The organism is Nocardia sp. NBC_00511 (assembly GCF_045161165.1).
Lineage (GTDB): Bacteria > Actinomycetota > Actinomycetes > Mycobacteriales > Mycobacteriaceae > Nocardia.
On record NZ_CP107849.1, the window covers coordinates 4889691 to 4906380 of the forward strand.

At 66.8% G+C, this 16690-nt stretch carries 13 protein-coding genes; 11 read left to right on the top strand and 2 right to left on the bottom strand.

The annotated features are described in order from the left end of the window. Window positions 1-58: 58 nt before the first annotated feature. Window positions 59-910 carry a patatin-like phospholipase family protein gene (locus OG300_RS22950; RefSeq protein WP_405484796.1) on the top strand — a complete coding sequence of 284 codons (852 nt, stop codon included), beginning with the start codon at window positions 59-61 and terminating at the stop codon, window positions 908-910. 22 nt (window positions 911-932) lie between these two features. On the opposite strand, the gene OG300_RS22955 is transcribed toward OG300_RS22950, so the two are convergent. Next, on the bottom strand, window positions 933-1610 hold the full coding sequence (locus OG300_RS22955) for a TetR/AcrR family transcriptional regulator (protein WP_405484798.1): 678 nt from the start codon (window positions 1608-1610) through the stop codon (window positions 933-935). 116 nt (window positions 1611-1726) lie between these two features. Here OG300_RS22955 and OG300_RS22960 point away from each other — a divergent pair, with 116 nt between their 5' ends. The 5 genes from OG300_RS22960 (at window position 1727) to OG300_RS22980 (ending at window position 5548) form a co-directional block, all read left to right on the top strand. After that, the gene (locus OG300_RS22960; RefSeq protein ID WP_405484800.1) at window positions 1727-2203 is read left to right on the top strand and encodes an SRPBCC family protein; all 477 of its coding nucleotides are present in this window, start codon (window positions 1727-1729) and stop codon (window positions 2201-2203) included. Window positions 2204-2273: 70 nt separating this feature from the next. Next, window positions 2274-2807: a phenolic acid decarboxylase gene (locus OG300_RS22965; protein ID WP_405484802.1), complete on the top strand. Its 534-nt coding sequence runs from the start codon at window positions 2274-2276 to the stop codon at window positions 2805-2807. An 81-nt stretch (window positions 2808-2888) separates the two neighbouring features. Beyond that, entirely contained in the window at window positions 2889-4034 is a 1146-nt protein-coding gene (locus tag OG300_RS22970) for a serine hydrolase domain-containing protein (RefSeq protein WP_405484804.1), read from the top strand. A 99-nt stretch (window positions 4035-4133) separates the two neighbouring features. Then, complete coding sequence (locus OG300_RS22975) at window positions 4134-4823, top strand: DUF899 domain-containing protein (protein WP_405484805.1); 690 nt, start codon at window positions 4134-4136, stop codon at window positions 4821-4823. 65 nt (window positions 4824-4888) lie between these two features. Then, the gene (locus tag OG300_RS22980) at window positions 4889-5548 is read left to right on the top strand and encodes a hypothetical protein (protein WP_405484807.1); all 660 of its coding nucleotides are present in this window, start codon (window positions 4889-4891) and stop codon (window positions 5546-5548) included. On the opposite strand, the gene OG300_RS22985 is transcribed toward OG300_RS22980, so the two are convergent. Then, entirely contained in the window at window positions 5542-6600 is a 1059-nt protein-coding gene (locus OG300_RS22985) for a hypothetical protein (protein ID WP_405484809.1), read from the bottom strand. The genes OG300_RS22980 and OG300_RS22985 overlap by 7 nt on opposite strands. Window positions 6601-6985: 385 nt before the next feature. On the opposite strand from OG300_RS22985, the gene OG300_RS22990 reads away from it, so the two are divergent. The 5 genes from OG300_RS22990 to OG300_RS23010 all read left to right on the top strand — a co-directional run bounded on the left by OG300_RS22990 (window position 6986) and on the right by OG300_RS23010 (window position 16379). After that, entirely contained in the window at window positions 6986-8029 is a 1044-nt protein-coding gene (locus OG300_RS22990) for a Rieske 2Fe-2S domain-containing protein (RefSeq protein WP_405484811.1), read from the top strand. Window positions 8030-8145: 116 nt separating this feature from the next. Then, window positions 8146-8778 (top strand): hypothetical protein, encoded by a 633-nt coding sequence (locus OG300_RS22995; RefSeq protein ID WP_405484813.1) that lies wholly within the window; start codon window positions 8146-8148, stop codon window positions 8776-8778. A 37-nt stretch (window positions 8779-8815) separates the two neighbouring features. Then, window positions 8816-9025 (top strand): DUF5302 domain-containing protein, encoded by a 210-nt coding sequence (locus tag OG300_RS23000; protein WP_405484815.1) that lies wholly within the window; start codon window positions 8816-8818, stop codon window positions 9023-9025. Between the two features lie 196 nt (window positions 9026-9221). Continuing rightward, on the top strand, window positions 9222-15314 hold the full coding sequence (locus OG300_RS23005; protein WP_405484817.1) for an amino acid adenylation domain-containing protein: 6093 nt from the start codon (window positions 9222-9224) through the stop codon (window positions 15312-15314). Window positions 15315-15437: 123 nt separating this feature from the next. Further along, entirely contained in the window at window positions 15438-16379 is a 942-nt protein-coding gene (locus OG300_RS23010; protein ID WP_405484819.1) for an aldo/keto reductase, read from the top strand. The last annotated feature ends 311 nt before the right edge of the window (window positions 16380-16690 follow it).

Genomic DNA, 16690 nt, shown 5'->3' on the forward strand with positions numbered 1-16690 from the left:
GGGCTCGGCGCCTGGCACATTGGTTCCACACACCCCACGGCGAGCGAGGATCGAACACATGACGACACGGGCATTGGTGATCGGCGGCGGCGGAGTAGCGGGAATCGCCTGGGAGACAGGGATCCTGGCCGGGCTCGCCGACGCCGGTGTCGACGTGACCGACGCCGACCTGGTCGTCGGCACCTCGGCCGGATCGGCCGTCGCCGCCCAGCTGACCAGTGGGCTGCCGCTCACCGAAATGCTTGCCCGCCAGTCCGATCCGACCCTGCAGACCTACGAGCTGGTGCCCGATGTCGGCCTCGACAAGCTGTGGCCCGCCATCCTGGCCATCACCACCGAATCCGCCGACGCTCCCACCGCCCGCCGCCGCTTCGGTGAACTGGCGATCTCCGCGACCACGGTGAGCGAGGCCGCCCGCCGCGAGGTCATCACCGCGCGCGTCCCGAAACCCGAATGGCCGCAACAGCACCTGATCATCCCCGCCGTGGACGCGCTGACCGGCAGCCCGCGTCTGTTCACCCGCGACTCCGGCGTCTCCCTCGTCGACGCGGTGGCCGCCAGCTGCGCGGTACCCGGCATCTGGCCCACCACCACCATCGAGGGCCGCCCCTACCTCGACGGCGGCATCCGCTCCAACGAAAACGCCGACCTGGCAGCCGGTTACGACCGCGTCCTGGTGATCAGCGTGCTGGATATGCCGGGTGCCGCCACCTGGGGTACCGACCTCGACAGCCAGGTCGCCGCGCTGCGCGCGCACGGCAGCGGGGTCGAGGTGATCCGCGCCGATCCGGCCGCGGTCGCCGCCTTCGGCCCCAACCCCCTCGACCCCACCACCCGCACCCCGTCCGCCGCCGCGGGTGTGGCGCAGGGCCGCGGCGAAGCCGCCCGAATTCGCGAGCTCTGGGCCTGAATTTACTTGTCGCGCACCATCATCAGGCGCTGGTGGTGGTGCCCGTCATCAGGTCGTAGCAGTAGTCCACCCAGCTGGCGATGAAGCGATCCGCGTCGACGCCGAGCGGCGGCTGCCCGTAGATCCACTGCGCGCGTTGGTAATTGAAGACCGCGCCCACCATGATCGCCGCCGACGCCTCGGGATCCTTCGATGGATGGCTGGTTTCGGTGGCCCACCGAGCTGTGAACGCGACCGCCGCCTGGTGCGCGGCGTCCACCAGCTGAATCCGCAGTCGATCGCGCAGCTCCGGGAAGCGGTCGCCGTCGCGCTCGATGAAGCGGAACAGATCGCGCTGCTGATCGATCGCGCCCAGCATCCAACGGCACACCAGCGTCAGCTCCGACCGTAGATCACCGAGGGGCAGCAGGCCGAGCACGGCCGCCTGGCCCTCGGCATTGGCGTCGATGCGCTGATCGACGGCCGCGGCGAGCACGGCTTCCTTGGACGGGAAGTGCCGGTAGAAGCCGCCGCCGCGCGGCGCGAGTCCGGCGTCGCCCTCGATATCGCCGACCGTGGTGCCCACGAATCCATTGTCCGCGAACAGTTTCAGCGCCGAGCGCATCAGCCGTTCGCGGGTCGAACCACCCGATTCCGGTGCGGGCGTCGCGGAGTCGGGGACCGCGGCGCGCTCGGGCTTGGGCGGGGGACGTCTCGGCATCCGGTCATTATCGCCCGGACCGCACCGGTGTCAGCGGAGGCATTGACCATGCCATCAATTGATTACTACGATAATCATGCGATTGCATCGAAGCACGTCATTCGAGAGGCAAGATCATGACGAAGCTGAACCTGTCCACCGCCATCGACATCGACGCCACCCCGCAGCAGGTCTGGAACCTGCTCTCCGACCTGCGCCGCATGCCCGAGTGGAGTCCGCAGTGCCGATGGATGCGGCCGCTGGGCGCGCTGCGCACCGGCGGGCTGACCGTCAACTTGAACCGCCGCGGCCGCAAGTACTGGCCCACCGTCTCGCGCATCGAACGCGTCGAAAGCGGCCGGGCCCTGGCATTCCGGACGCTGAGCAACTCGAGCGTCTGGACCTTCGAGATCAGCCCGATCCCCGGCGGCACCCGGGTCGTCGAGCGTCGCGATGTCCCACCGCAGGGCACCAAGTGGATCTCGAAGGTGATCGTCGAGCACGCGCTCGGCGGCGAGGACCCCTTCGACGCCGAGATGCTCGACGGCATGAATGCCACGCTGACCCGGGTCAAAGCTGCCGCCGAAACCAGCATTGGCGCAGTTCACCGGTGAATCCGTGATCAACGGATAGGCTGGCGGTGACACCTGGGTCCGGACGCACGTCGGCCGAGAGGAGTTACCGATGAGCGCCAGCGACGCAGCCAGCGCCTCGACCCCCGCGGAAGCGGGCGATCTGTCGGGCATCGTCGGACGGCATCTGATCTACGCCTACGACAACGGCTGGATCTACGAACTCTACGTACGCGATTCGCAGTCCGTGGCGTTCCGCTGTCTGATGGGTCCCATGTTCGGCCGCTGGTCCACCCATCAGGCGGCCAAGATGATCCAGCTCAGCGGTGACATGTACAAGCTGGCCTGGGTCGAGCCGACCGGGACGGTCACCGTACTCATCGCCTGGCTGCACGAGCGCCGGGTGCACACCACCATCTGCTATCCGCAGTGGATGCTCGATTTCCCCGAGAGCACGCTCGGCCACTACGAGGACAACCTCGCGGAGATCATGGCCGAGCGCGACTTCGGTCCCACCTACCCGCAGACCCTGGTGGCTTCCACCGGCCGCATCACCTATCTCGAGACCCGCGCGCAGCACGACGACACGGTGATCGATTGCTCGCCCGCCAAACTGCCGCTCGATTACGCGAACAAAACCAACTGATCCGTAGTTTCCTTCCAGCTACCGGCGTAGATTCTGATGGACGCTGCTCCGACCACCTGTTTCCGACGAAGGGACACGGTGATGAGTGTGTCCACTCGGTGTCGAGTGAGCGCGATGTTGGCCATCGCACTCACCGTGACCCTGTCCGGCTGCGGTTCCGACAGCGGCACGAGCCCACCGAAACCCAGCCCCGAAGCCGGGCAGATCACCGATCTGGTGCGCACCAAGCTCGCCGAAATGGGGCTCACCGCAGCAGTTTTCGGGGTCTGGCGGGGCAATGACCCGATCGTCACCGCAGCGGCGGGCGACTCACCGCTGGGCGTGCCCGCGACCGTCGACATGCAGCTGCGCGTGGGCCAGCCGATGGAGCCGATGCTGTCCACCGTGCTGTGGAAGCTCGACGAATCCGGCGTCGTCCCACTGGACCAGCCGATCGCCCGCTGGTTGCCGGACTTCCCGCGCGCCGACCGCATCACCCCGCGCATGCTGGCCGACAGCACCTCCGGCATCTCCGACTACGTCACCGACCCCGACTTCCTGAAACGCTTCGCCGACAACCCCTTCCACACCTGGACCGCGCCGGAGCTGTTCACCCTCGCCAATGCCCGGCCACCGCTGTTCGACCCCGGCACCAGCTTCGCCTACGCGCACAGCGATCTGGTGGTCCTCGGCGAGGTGCTACAGAAGGCCAGCGGCAAAACCCTCGGCGACCTCATCGCTCAGTACATCCTGGACCCGCTGGGCATGAAGCACTCCCGCGTGATGCTCACCGCACAGGTCGACGAACCGATCCTGCACGGCTACACCGACGAGCGAAAGATCTTCGAGGACGCCACCTTCTGGAATCCGACGGCATTCCTGCACAGCGGCAACATGAACTCCACGGTCGCCGACGTCGGGCGCTGGGTGCGGGCGCTCGGCAAGGGAGAACTGCTGTCCGGCAAGCAGTTCCAGGACATGATGGGGCCCTCCACCGCCGGTCTCGGCCCGCTCACCGCACAGCGGTACTTCGCGTTCGGCGTCCCACACCTGGGCGACTGGCTGTTCATGAACCCCGCCTACGGGGGCTACGACGGCGTCGCCTTCTACGACACGAAGACCGCCACGACCGTCGTCGTCTACGCCACGCTGGGCCCGGCCAGCGACTCGAACACCAACAACGCCATACCGATCGGCGAGGCCATCGCGACCCTGCTGGTCCCCGACCGTCCGCCGAAACTTCCCTGATCGACCGGAGAACTCGCCCCGACCGATGAATTCCGCGCGCCCGCCGGGTCTGCATCTACAGCCCGCATTCTGTGCAACAACGGTCAGGGAGAACCCGCAATGAACAATCGAGCCGTGCCACCCGTGGTCGACGCCGACACCTGGCAGCGTGAACTGGCAGCGCTGCGCGTCCGGGAGAAGGCCGCGACCCGGGAACTCGACGCCATCGCCGCCCAGCGCCGCCGCCTGCCGATGGTCGAAATGCCCGACTACACCCTCGAGGGCGAGGACGGGCCGATCCGGCTGGCCGACATCTTCGACGGCAGGCCACAGCTGATCGTCTACAACCACATGTGGTTTCCGAACGAGGAGTGGCAGTGCGGCGGCTGCACCGGCTTCACCTCGCAGTTCACCCGGCTGGAATTCCTCGACAGCTACGACGCGCGTTTCGTCATCGTCACCCAGGGCCCGATCGACGAGGCGCTGGCCTACAAGCGTCGCGTCGGCAACAAGATGACCTGGTACTCCACCGCGAACAGCTCCTTCGGCGCCGATGTCGGCGCGCCTCCCGGCGCGGGCTTCGCGGTGAACGTCTTTCTCCGGCAAGGCGACACCGTCTTCCGCACCTGGCACACCGACGGCCGCGGCACCGAACAGCTGACCCACACCTTCTCCCTCATCGACCTGCTCCCCTACGGCCGCCAGGAGGTGTGGCAGGACTCCCCCGAGGGCTGGCCGCAGTCCCCCACCTACAGCCGCTGGATGGGGTCCAAAGAGGTCGCCGCCGCCTACGGCGAACGAGGTGCCTGACCCGGACAAGACTTCGTTGAGCTGTTCAGCATTCTCCGAACGTCACGGCGGTAGGCTGCCGCGTTGTGACCAAGGAGAGCGTGCGTCTCGCCATGTCGAAAGGCTCAGTCAGAGAGGAGACCGCACGGATCCTCGATGAGATCATCGAGGATCCGGCAACCGTCACAGCTCTCCTACATCCACTCGGGTTCGTCTGCTTTCCATTGGAAAGAGACGGCGAGAGTGGCGTCTGCATCCACGCCTGGGAGCCCGACCTGTGGCGGCTACTGCCCTTGCCCACGCTGACCACCTCACAGATCCATTCGCACAGTTGGGAACTGGTGAGCTGCGTGCTCTACGGCACCGTGTGCAACAAGGTGCTCGACGTCGTGGATGTCGATAACGGGCCGGAGTTCCGCGTGGCCGAGATCCACAACGGCGAGGCTGGAATCGACATGATCCATCCCATCGACCGATGGGTCCGTAGTTCGGTCGCGGCCACCGAATGGCATGCGGCGGGCGAGATCTATCGGCTCGACGCCGGTGTCTTCCACACCACGTCGGTCGAGGGGGCCGCCGCCACACTGGCATTCGGGCGGGGTGTCCGCGGAGCGGTGGACCTGTCCCTCACAGGTCTCGACGCCGCCGTGCACAGCATTGCTCGCACCCGGTGCGACCCGGAGACGACAGCTCGACTCGCACGGTCGGTCCGGGAACGCATCCCGCACGGTGTGATGCCTCAGTGATTCACATAGTCACCCGCGCCACGCAGGAAGGGATTGTTGTCGCGCAGCGCCTTCTCGATGATCGAATCGATGTCGGCGTCGGTGAACTGATCAGGTAGATCGAGACCCAAAACATCGAACAGCCCTCTCACCTCGACGACGCTGGGGTCGTTGCCCAAGGGAACCAGCAGAGCACGTTCCATCGGCACTCTGCGCGACCCCGCGAAACTCGTGCGCAACTCGATGCTCCACGAGTCGTAATAGGGGCGGCCCTTTTCCACGATCATCGCTGGAAAGCGTGGCCCACGCTGAGTCATGATCAGGAATCGAGAGGAGAGGTCCCAGCGGAACATCGATACCGCGGAGGTCAGCCCGATCTCGATATCGAGCAGATGCCGAGATCGCTGCTTGTACCAGCAGGCCGCCAGAATCGTTGCATACGACTCGATTTGGGTTCCCTTCCCGGTCCAGGTGTGGGCATCGTCCTCCTCGCCGTCGGCCAGCGATTGATACAACCTCGCGTACTGGTCGCAGGCATCCAGATCGGTGGGATCGAGAATCTCCATGCGCACCACCAACTCACGCCGAACGTGATTTGCCCGCTTCACGCATTGCGGCAGCGTCACCACCCGCGTGTGAGCGCCCGTACCACCCTTGAAGATCCACCGATCGGTATCGGATCTCGCCCGTGCCAGCGCTTCTGATACCTCCGCTCCCACCGCGAATCGCACGGCGGCCAAGCCCTCCAGCGTGTGCTGAGTACTCGCCAGCAGACCGTCCAGCTGCCTCACATGCTCCAGCCGTTCGCGCAACTGCACCAGCGTCGCGGTCACTTCTGCTGCGGCTCTGAGCATCTCCGAATTGACGGCCTCCTGCCTCCAGCGGTCCCGCAGCAACGCGAACGCGACCACACCGAGAGTCAGCGGAATGACCTTGCTGACCATCTCCACGGGAAACACGTCGACGAGCCCCAGCACGCTCATCGTCACCGCGAGAACGATGGCGACCGAGCCCTCCGCGTTCTCCTTGATCCACACCAGGTTCGCCCGCAACCCGCCCGAGAAACGACCCATGTCCGCCCACCCCTTCAGACCTTCGAGCGCCCCTCTGGTCGAAGGGGTGGGTCCGGTGCACGAATCGGTTCGGGCCACCGAAGTCCCTCCACCGAGAGGTGACTGAGCGGGCGATTCGGTTCAGGTATAACTACCAGAGTATCCGGCCCGGACACCGTTCAATCCGATCCATTCACTGCCCCAACCCGCCCCTTCCACTGCCTCGGCCTCGCGGGGACCGCGCAGAGGGCGGGCCACCGTCACTCAGCCGACCGCCAGCGTCGCCGACGGTGAACCGAACGCCCGAGTCCTCCTGCTGAATTCCGCTGCGCGCCAACGTGAAAGGGCTGTCATCTCATAACGGGCCTTTCACCGTTCTGTAACAGGTTCCAGTTAGGGTTGGGGCGTGTTCCCTCGACGTGATCGTTCGGGCCTGACCGAGCTGGCGCGCGATCCGCGCGCCGACCACTATCCGATGCCGACCGTGCCCGAAGGCTGGTACGCGGTGATGCGCAGCTCCCAGCTGCGCCCCGGCAAACTCGTGAACCTGCACTACTTCGGCCGTGCCCTGATCGCCTTCCGCGGCAAGGACGGCCGCGCCACCCTGCGCGACGCCCACTGCCCCCACTACGGTGCGCACCTGGGCGCGGGCGGCAAGGTCGTCGACGGCCAGGTCGAATGCCCCTTCCACGGTTGGCGTTTCGACGCCGACGGCGCCTGCGCCACCGCCCCCTTCGCCACCCGCGCACCCCGGGTGAGCCTCGGCGGCCTCCCGCTCCGCGAGCACAGCGGCCTCATCTTCGCCTATTCCGGTGCGGGCGAACCGGATTGGGAGATCCCCGAGGTCCCCGAGGCCACCGACCCCGGCTACGCCACCCCCATCGACGACATCCTCACCTCCCGCATCCACATCCAGGAAATGCGCGAGAACATCGTCGACGAATCCCACTTCCACCACATCCACGGCCAGGACTCACCGCCGGTCCAGGACTTGATCCCCAACGGCCCCTTCGCCGAAATCCACAGCCGCTTCCGCAAATCCATCCTCGGCTACTGGGTCGACAACACCTTCGACGTCTACATGTACGGCCCCGGCGTAATGGTCGTGCGCACCTCCGGCCCCCAAATCACCATGACCGCCATCGCCCTCACCACCCCCATCGACGACACCACCAGCGAACTCCGGATGCTCTACTTCATCCGCCGCCCCAAAGTCCCCTTCGCCACCCCGATCCTGAAGCTGGCCTTCCGCCTGGTCGCCTTCGGCGAAGTCCGCGAGGAACTAGCCATCTGGGACCACAAAATCCACCGCCCCCGCCCCGTCTTCCTCCCCCACGAACAGGGCATAAAAGCCCTCCGCCGCTGGTACTCCCAGTTCTACCCACCCCACTCCCCCGAAGCCCTCACCGAAACCGTGTCAGCCACTTCGGCACCCGAACTCCTCGGCTGAACCCCTCAGGGCCCGACCAGTTCGGGCCCTGAGCGCGGCAACCACCGACCGACAAGATCAAAGATCGTTACCTGACACCTCAACAAAACGGCGCGAGAACGCGTTACAGTCCGGCCGTGAAATATCTTGTGGGGTGCGCGATGGCCCTATCGTTCGCGGCGACGGGTTCGCCGGTAGCGCAGGCTGATTCCGCGCCGACGTGTACCGAGACCCCGAACTCCTATACCGCGGGCTGGCAAACCGGTTGGGCGTCCTACCAGGCCGCGACGAAGTCCCCCTCGTCCGGCACTTCGACCCGCACCGCCGATCTGCCGATCACCATCAACGCGCCACTGGCGAAGGTGTGGACGGTGTATTCGAACCTGCGCAACGACATCGGCAGGCACCCGTTCCTGAAAGACATCATCACGCATCGCACCTGCAGCGACGGCGTCACCCAAACCATCGACTTCACCGCCCTGGAGAACGTCCCGATGGGTTCGGTCGACTACCCCGCGCAAACCCAAGCCGAGCAACGCCTCTACCCCGCCGACCACTACTACCTCACCGACAGCTACGACCAGCCCGGTGTCATCACCCACCAGAAGATCACCTTCGTCGACAACGGCAACGGCACCACCACCGTCAACGAACACCTGAGCTTCACCGCGAACCCCGTGCTCATCGGCTTCACCGCCGACAATGGCATCTCCTCCCACCAGGCCTATCAGGCCGCCCTGAAGCGAGACATCGAAAACGGCACCCTCTGACCGAACCCATCCGATGATGGGATGGCAGGCTGGACCCATGGCCGACGAAAATGAAGTTCCCGCCGAGGGTCTCGCGACCCCGGACGAGACCCCGGAACAAGCGACCAAACGCAAGTTCCGCGAGGCCCTCGCCCACAAGAACGGCCACGCCGCAGCAGGCGGGTCGACCCAATCCAACTCCAAAATCCACGGCGCCCACGCCAAAGCGGACGCCAAACGCAACTTCCGCCGCCGCGCCGGCGGCTAACCCCGGAGTTACGGCGAAGGCCCGGTCCAACTGGACCGGGCCTTCCCTGTCATGGCAAGACGGAATAGCGAATCGGTCGTAGCATCAGCAATATTTCCGTTCACCCTCGGCAGGACAATAAATGCGTGATGGCACCCGTGTACCTAGAACACACTCTGCCCGCAGACAGCGTGCCACGATAGGTAACCGGAACCTGGTGTCTCAGCTGGCCGCCGCGGTCGAACACGATCCGGACGCCATTGCCGTGCGCAGCGACGAAATCGAATTGAGCTATCGCGCACTGGATGCCGTCAGCAATCGGTGGGCACGCTGGCTGTGCGGGCTCGGGGTCGGGCCCGAAGACCGAGTGGCCGTGATGATGTCGCGGTCGGTGGACTCGATCGCGGCGATCTGGGCAATCGCGAAAACCGGGGCCGCTTTCGTGCCGATCGATCCGTCGTATCCGCGCGCTCGCATCGAATACCAGCTCGCCGACAGCGGGTGCGCGTACGGAATCACGCACCGCCACACCGTATCCGAACTGCCGGGCGGGGTGCATTGGCTGGCGGCCGACGATCCGGACGTGACGGGGCAGCTCGCGGAGGAATCCAGCGGCCCCATCTCCTACCTCGACCGGCGTGGGCCGCTGCGGAATTCGAATATCGCCTACCTGATCTACACCTCCGGCTCGACCGGACGTCCCAAAGGCGTCGGGGTCACTCATACCGGGCTTCCGGGTTTGTCCGCCCGGCTGCGCACCACCCTCGGACTCACCCCGGCCGCGCGGGTTCTGCACTTCGCGTCGCCCAGCTTCGACGCCTCCATTCTGGAATTCCTGATGGCGATCGGGTCGGCCGGAACCCTGGTGGTGGCCCCGCCCACCATCGTCGGCGGCGCGGAACTCGCCACCTTTCTGCACCGGCACCGGATCACCCATGCCTTCCTCACCCCGTCGGTGCTGGCGAGCATCCAACCGTCCGGACTCGACGTACTCACCACCATCGTGGTCGGCGGCGAAGCGTGCCCGCCCGCGCTGCTGCGGCAATGGGCCACACCCGGACGTCGGTTCCACAATGCGTACGGCCCCACCGAAACCACCATCGCGGCCACCTTGAGCCCAGCGCTGCACGCCGAGGCGGCCGTCACGCTCGGCGCACCCGTCGAGGGCTCGGGCCATCACATCCTGGATTCCCGACTGCGGCCGACCCCGGTCGGGGCCGTCGGTGAGATGTACGTCTTCGGCAACGGTCTCGCGCGCGGTTACCCGGGACATCCGGAGCCGACCGCGGCACGATTCGTGCCGAACCCGATGGGCGCACCGGGCGAACGAATGTACCGAACCGGAGATCTGGTGCGGCGCAACAGTTTCGGAAATCTGGAGTATGTCGGCCGGATCGATGATCAGGTCAAGGTGCGCGGACGGCGGATCGAACTGGGTGAGATCGACGCCGCGCTCACCGGCATTCCGGGAGTCGCGGACGCCGCCACGGTGGATCGCGACACCCCGAGCGGCGGCACGGAACTCGCCTCCTTCGTGCGCGCACATCCCGACCGGCCCATCGAATCCAGGGCTGTCCTGCACGCCCTCGCCACCCGACTACCGTCCTACATGCTGCCGGACTCGATAACCGTCCTGGAGCTGTTCCCGCTCACCACCACCGGGAAGATCGACCGCACCGCGCTGCGCACCCTCCCGTCCACACCATCCGGCGGCGCCGGTCCGGTCGCCAGCGTGGGAGAGGAAGCGGTCGCCGACGCCTTCGCTCACGTGCTCGGACACCGCGCGCTCGGCAGCGACACCGACTTCTTCGCCGCCGGCGGCAATTCGCTGCTGGCGACACAGGTCGCGGCGCGGTTGAGCCAGATCTGGAAGACGCGGATCCCCACGCAGCTACTCTTCGACCATCCGACTGTCGCCACCCTGACCAAGGCCATTCGATCCCAGCACTTCGACGTCGCACGAGCACCACTGCTGGCGGGCCTGCGGCCGGATCGAATTCCGTTGTCGCCGAATCAGCTTCGCTTCTGGCTGCGCAACCAGTTCGATACCGCGTCCGCCGTGGACAATATCGGGTTCGCATTGCGGCTCGACGGCATCGACACTGACGCGCTGCGGGCCGCCCTGATCGACGTCGTCACCCGCCACGAGGCCCTTCGCACGCGCTACCCCGCCGACGACGACGGCCCACGCCAGGAGATCCTGACCCCGGACGACGTCACCGATCGATTCGACTCGCTCGACGTCGGCACGGAGAATCTCTCCACGTTGGCGCATCGCATCCTGCGGCAAGGCTTCGACGTCACCACCGAAGTGCCACTGCGGATTCGGCTGCTGCGGACACCCGACGAACACATCCTCGTGTGCGCGCTGCACCATATCTGCGCGGACGGCTCATCCCTAGCCCCGCTGGCGGCCGACATGGCCCAGGCCTATGCCGCCCGGCACGCGGAGGGCGCACCGCAGTGGCAGCCGCTCTCCGCCCAGTACGCCGACTACGCGCTGTGGCAGCGTCAACTGCTCGGCTCGCGCGAGGACCCCGATTCCCTGCTGTCGCAACAACTTCGATACTGGGCCCGGGAACTGGAAGGCCTCCCCGAGCAGCTCGACCTGCCCGCCGATCGGCCCCGCCCCGCAGTCGCCTCACTGCGCGGCGCGACCCTCGACACCCTGGTGCCCGCCGACGAACACAGCGCACTGCTGGGCTTCGCACGCGCCCACAACGCGAGCCTGTTCATGGTGATGCACACCGCGCTGGCGGTCCTGTTCGCGCGCCTCTCGGCCACGACCGACATCGCGATCGGCGTCCCGATGACCATTCGCGCCGATCCGGCGCTCGACGGCGTGGTGGGTATGTTCGTCAACACCACCGTCTCCCGAACCCGGGTGGACCTCGCGGAGACCTTCCCCACCCTGCTGATGCGGACCAGGGACCGCGACCTGGCCAATTTCGCCCACTCCGAGGTGCCGTTCGAATACGTGGTGGACGCGATCGATCCGCGGCGCTCACCGGGACGGCATCCGCTCTACCAGGTCGGATTCGCATTCCAGAACTTCACTCGCGCGCAGCTCGACATTCCCGACGCGGCACTGTCGATGTTCGACGTCGAATCGGACACGGTGAAGACCGATCTGCACATCGGTGTCATCGACACCCGGGACGAGGACGGCTCGCTCGGTCCGATCGCCATCCGATTCGGTTACAGCACAGATCTTTTCGACCGCGAGACCATCCAGCGATTCCTCGACGCGTACCTGCGCCTGCTGCGCTCGATCCGGGTCGACGAGCAGACCGCTGTCGGCGATCTGACGCTGGCCGACGAGGCCGACGCCACCCAGCCGGATCATCCGGTGCCGTCCGAGATATTGACCGCCGCCTTGGCCCGGCAGGCCGCCGAACGGCCGGACGCGATCGCAGTGGTCGCGGGCACGGAGTCGATCAGCTTCGGCGGGCTCTACGATCGCGTCACCCGACTGGCACGCTGGCTGATCGGCAGGGGCATCGGGCCGGAATCCATTGTGGCGGTGGCCATGCGGCGTTCCATCGATCAGGTCGTGGCGCTCAACGCCGTCGCCGAAGCCGGTGCCGCATGGGTGCCCATCGATCCGGAGCACCCGGCCGAACGCAACGGCTATGTCCTGGATTCGGCTGCCCCGCACTGCATTCTGACCACGAGCCGGGACCGGGTGGACCTGGGCGGCGCACAGCTCGTCGATGAACTCGACCTCACCGCGTTCGCCACCGGACCGGTTCACGACCGTGAGCGGGTGGCCCCGCTGCGAGGCGACCATCCCGCCTACGTGATCTACACGTCCGGCTCCACCGGCCGTCCCAAAGGCGTGGTGGTCACCCATGCCGCAATCGTCAACCAGCTCACCTGGATGCGCAGCCGCTACGGGGTGCAGCCGCACGACAGCTATCTGCACAAGACGGCCGCCACTTTCGATGTCTCGCTGTGGGGATACTTCCTGCCGCTGTCCGCCGGCGCTCGACTGATCCTGGCCGGGCCCGCCGAACACCGCGACCCACATGCGATAAGCGACCTGATCTCCGCCCACGCCGTCACCCTCACCGATTTCGTACCGACGATGCTCGCGCTCCTCGCGCGATCGGCCCGAGCCGACCAATTGCGCTCACTGCGTGCGGTTTTCGTGATCGGTGAAGCGCTGGCACCCGACACGGCCCGCGCGTTCGCCCAGCTCTGCCCCGCGGCGTTGCACAACCTGTACGGCCCCACCGAGGCGGCGGTGAGCATCACCGAACACGAGGTGGGCGAGGCGGACCTGCACGCGCCGACCGTCGCGATCGGCGTCCCGGTGTGGAATTCCGGATGCCGGGTACTGGATTCCCGGCTGCATACCGTATTGCCCGGTGTATCAGGCGAACTCGTGCTCACCGGCGTGCAATTGGCTCGGGGATATCACAGCGCGCCAGGCCTGACCGCGAGCAGATTCGTCGCCGACCCGGCGGGTCCGCCGGGGTCGCGGATGTACCGCAGCGGCGATCTGGCCCGGCACCGAGCCGACGATATCCTCGAATACCTGGGGCGCACCGACTTCCAGGTCAAGATTCGCGGGCAGCGGATCGAACTCGGTGAGATCGAGGCAGTACTGCTGGAGGACCCGGATGTCGCGCAAGCGGCCGTCGCGGTGCAGCGAGGAGCCACCGACACCCGCCTCATCGGGTACGCCGTACTGCGGGCAGGCACCACCGCCGACCCGAAAGAGCTGCGCCGCAAGGTATCCACCCGGCTACCCGGATACATGGTCCCGTCAGTGGTGATAACGCTGTCCGCGCTGCCCGTCAACACCAGCGGCAAACTCGATCGAACTGCCCTTCCCGCACCGACTTTCACCGGCGAGGCCACCACCACGCCCGGCACCGCACTGGAAAAGGCCATCGCCGAGGCATTCTCGCGCGTCCTCGAGGTCCCGACTGTCGGTACCACCGACGACTTCTTCGACCTCGGCGGCTCGTCCCTCCTGATCTTCCTGCTGCACCAGCAGCTCTCCGAACAACTCGGCCGCGACGTACCGATGTCGGCAATCCTCAACGCCCCCACCGTCGGCGGGCTCGCGGCCTACCTCGACGGCGTAACGGAATCACCCACGTCGAGCATCACCAGCGACGCGGTCCTCGAGCCCACGATCACCCCCACCGGATGCCTACCCCATCGCGCGGGCCCCGACACCGAGGTGCTGCTCACCGGCGCAACCGGCTTCCTGGGCGTACATCTACTCCACGAACTACTGACCCGCACCGAAGCCCGCGTATGGTGCCTGGTCCGCGCCCGCGACGACCGCACCGCCCTGCACCGAATCATCGAGTCCCTGAAGCAGTTCGGGCTGCCCACCCATCAAGTCTCCCAACGCATCTCCGCCCTCTCCGCAGACCTCTCCGCCCCGCGCCTCGGCCTCTCCGCATCGCAGTTCGCGCTGCTGGCAGACCGGATAGACGCGATCTATCACAACGGAGCCCGGGTCAACCACGTCGAACCCTACGAACGCCTGCGAGCCACCAACGTCGAAGGCACCCGCACCATCCTGCAACTGGCAACCAGCCACCGAATCAAGAACGTGCACTTCATCTCCACCCTCGGCGCAGCGATCCCCGCCACCAACCCACCCGCCGTAATCACCGAGGACACCCGCCTACCCGCCACCCAAGTCCAAGACAACGGCTACCTCACCTCGAAATGGGTTGCCGAAGAACTGATCCGCCAGGCCGCAGACCGCGGCGTGCCCGCCACCATCTACCGCCCCGGCACCGTCACCGGCCACACCCGCACCGGCATCAACAACCCCGACGACGCCTTCTGGACCATGATCCGAGCCGCCGCCCACCTATCCATGGCCCCCGAGGTAGGCGAAGCCACCATCCCCCTGGTCCCGGTCGACTACGTAGCCCCCGCAATAGTCACCCTCGCCACCCAACCACACCGAAAAACCGTCTACCACCTGGTCACTCACACCCCCACCCCGGTCCGGGACATCCTCGACTGCCTGCGTGACTCCGGCCATCCGATCACCATCACCCCCTTCGACACCCTCCGAGCCACCCTCGACCGCCGCGCCGCCGCGCCCACCAACGGCGACACCTCCCTGCCCCGAGCCGCCCTCCTGGCCCCCACCTTCACCGCCCTCGTCGGCCACCCCCGATGCTCCGACACCCACACCCGCGAAGCCCTGACCCAAACCCCCATCCCCTGCCCCACCCTCGACCGCCCCGTAATCCACCGCTACCTAACCCAATTCACCGCCTCCGGCCTCCTCCCCACCCCACACGCCCCGACCGAGCACGCGAGTCGATGAAAGACGAAGACCCGGTCCTGATGGACCGGGCCTTCTCGAGTGGAGCCGCCGGGAATCGACCCCGGGTCCTCTGCCGCATGGCGGCAGCGAGCGTTCCCACCGCACCGGAGCTAGGTTGGCGGTATGGCACTCTTGGGAACCACCGACCTCGATATCTACCCGCTGTGCTTGGGCGGGAACGTATTCGGCTGGACCGCGGATCGGGAGCAGTCTTTCGCCGTGCTCGACGCGTTCGCGGCCGCGGGCGGCAATCTCATCGACACCGCCGACGCCTACAGCGCGTGGGTGCCGGGCAACTCCGGCGGCGAATCGGAAACCATCCTGGGCGACTGGATGGCCGCACGCGGCAACCGCGACACGATCCACGTCGCCACCAAGGTAGGCAAGTCCCCCACGCGCCCCGGCCTCAGTGCCGCCAATATCCATGCGGCCGTCGATGATTCGCTACGCCGACTGCGCACCGACCACATCGACCTCTACTACGCCCACTACGACGACGAAGAGGTCCCACTCGCCGAGACCATGGGCGCGTTCGACGACATGGTCCGGGCGGGCAAGGTGCGCCACCTGGGCGCGTCCCAGCACACCGCCCCGCGCCTGACCGAGGCCCTGGCCATCTCCGACCGCGATGGCCTGGCCCGCTACCAGGTGGTGCAGCCGCAGTACAACCTGATGGACCGCACCGTCTACGAAGGCGAACTAGCCGACCTGTGCGTCCGCGAAAAGCTTGCGGTACTCCCGTACTACGGACTCGCAATGGGCTTCCTCACCGGCAAATACCGCCCCGGCGACCCCGAAACCGCCGGTGCGAGCCCACGCGCAGCCGGTGCCCGCCGCTACCTCGACGACCGCGGCATCCGAGTCCTGACCGCGCTCGACGAGATCGCCGCCAACCACAATGCCCCGGTAGCCTCCATCGCCCTGGCCTGGCTCCGAGCCCAATCCTCCATCGCCGCCCCCATCGCCAGCGCCCGCACCGTCGACCAACTCCCCGCCCTCCTGACCTCCGCCGAACTAACCCTCTCCCCCGCCGAGGTAACCCGTCTCACGGCAGCGTCCCGTTGACCCAGCCCCCGCCCCGCCGCCCACCCCGCGCCCGCCGCCCTTTCCGCCCCCGCCTCACCTACCTGATCCCCGCAATCCTCGCCCTCCCCATAGTGTTCGGCTTCGGCGCACTCCTGCTGCTCATCCTCCTCACCTCACACTCCACCGACAGTTCCAACCCACCCCACCCCTCATCGATCCCAGCCATCACCCAGCAGACACCCCCGTCGCCCATCCCAAGCCCAAAGTCCTGCTACCCATTCCAACCGAACTGCTGATCCCAGGGCACCGTGCGAAATACGGCCCGAGCAATGCCCGCGGCCGACGGGTCT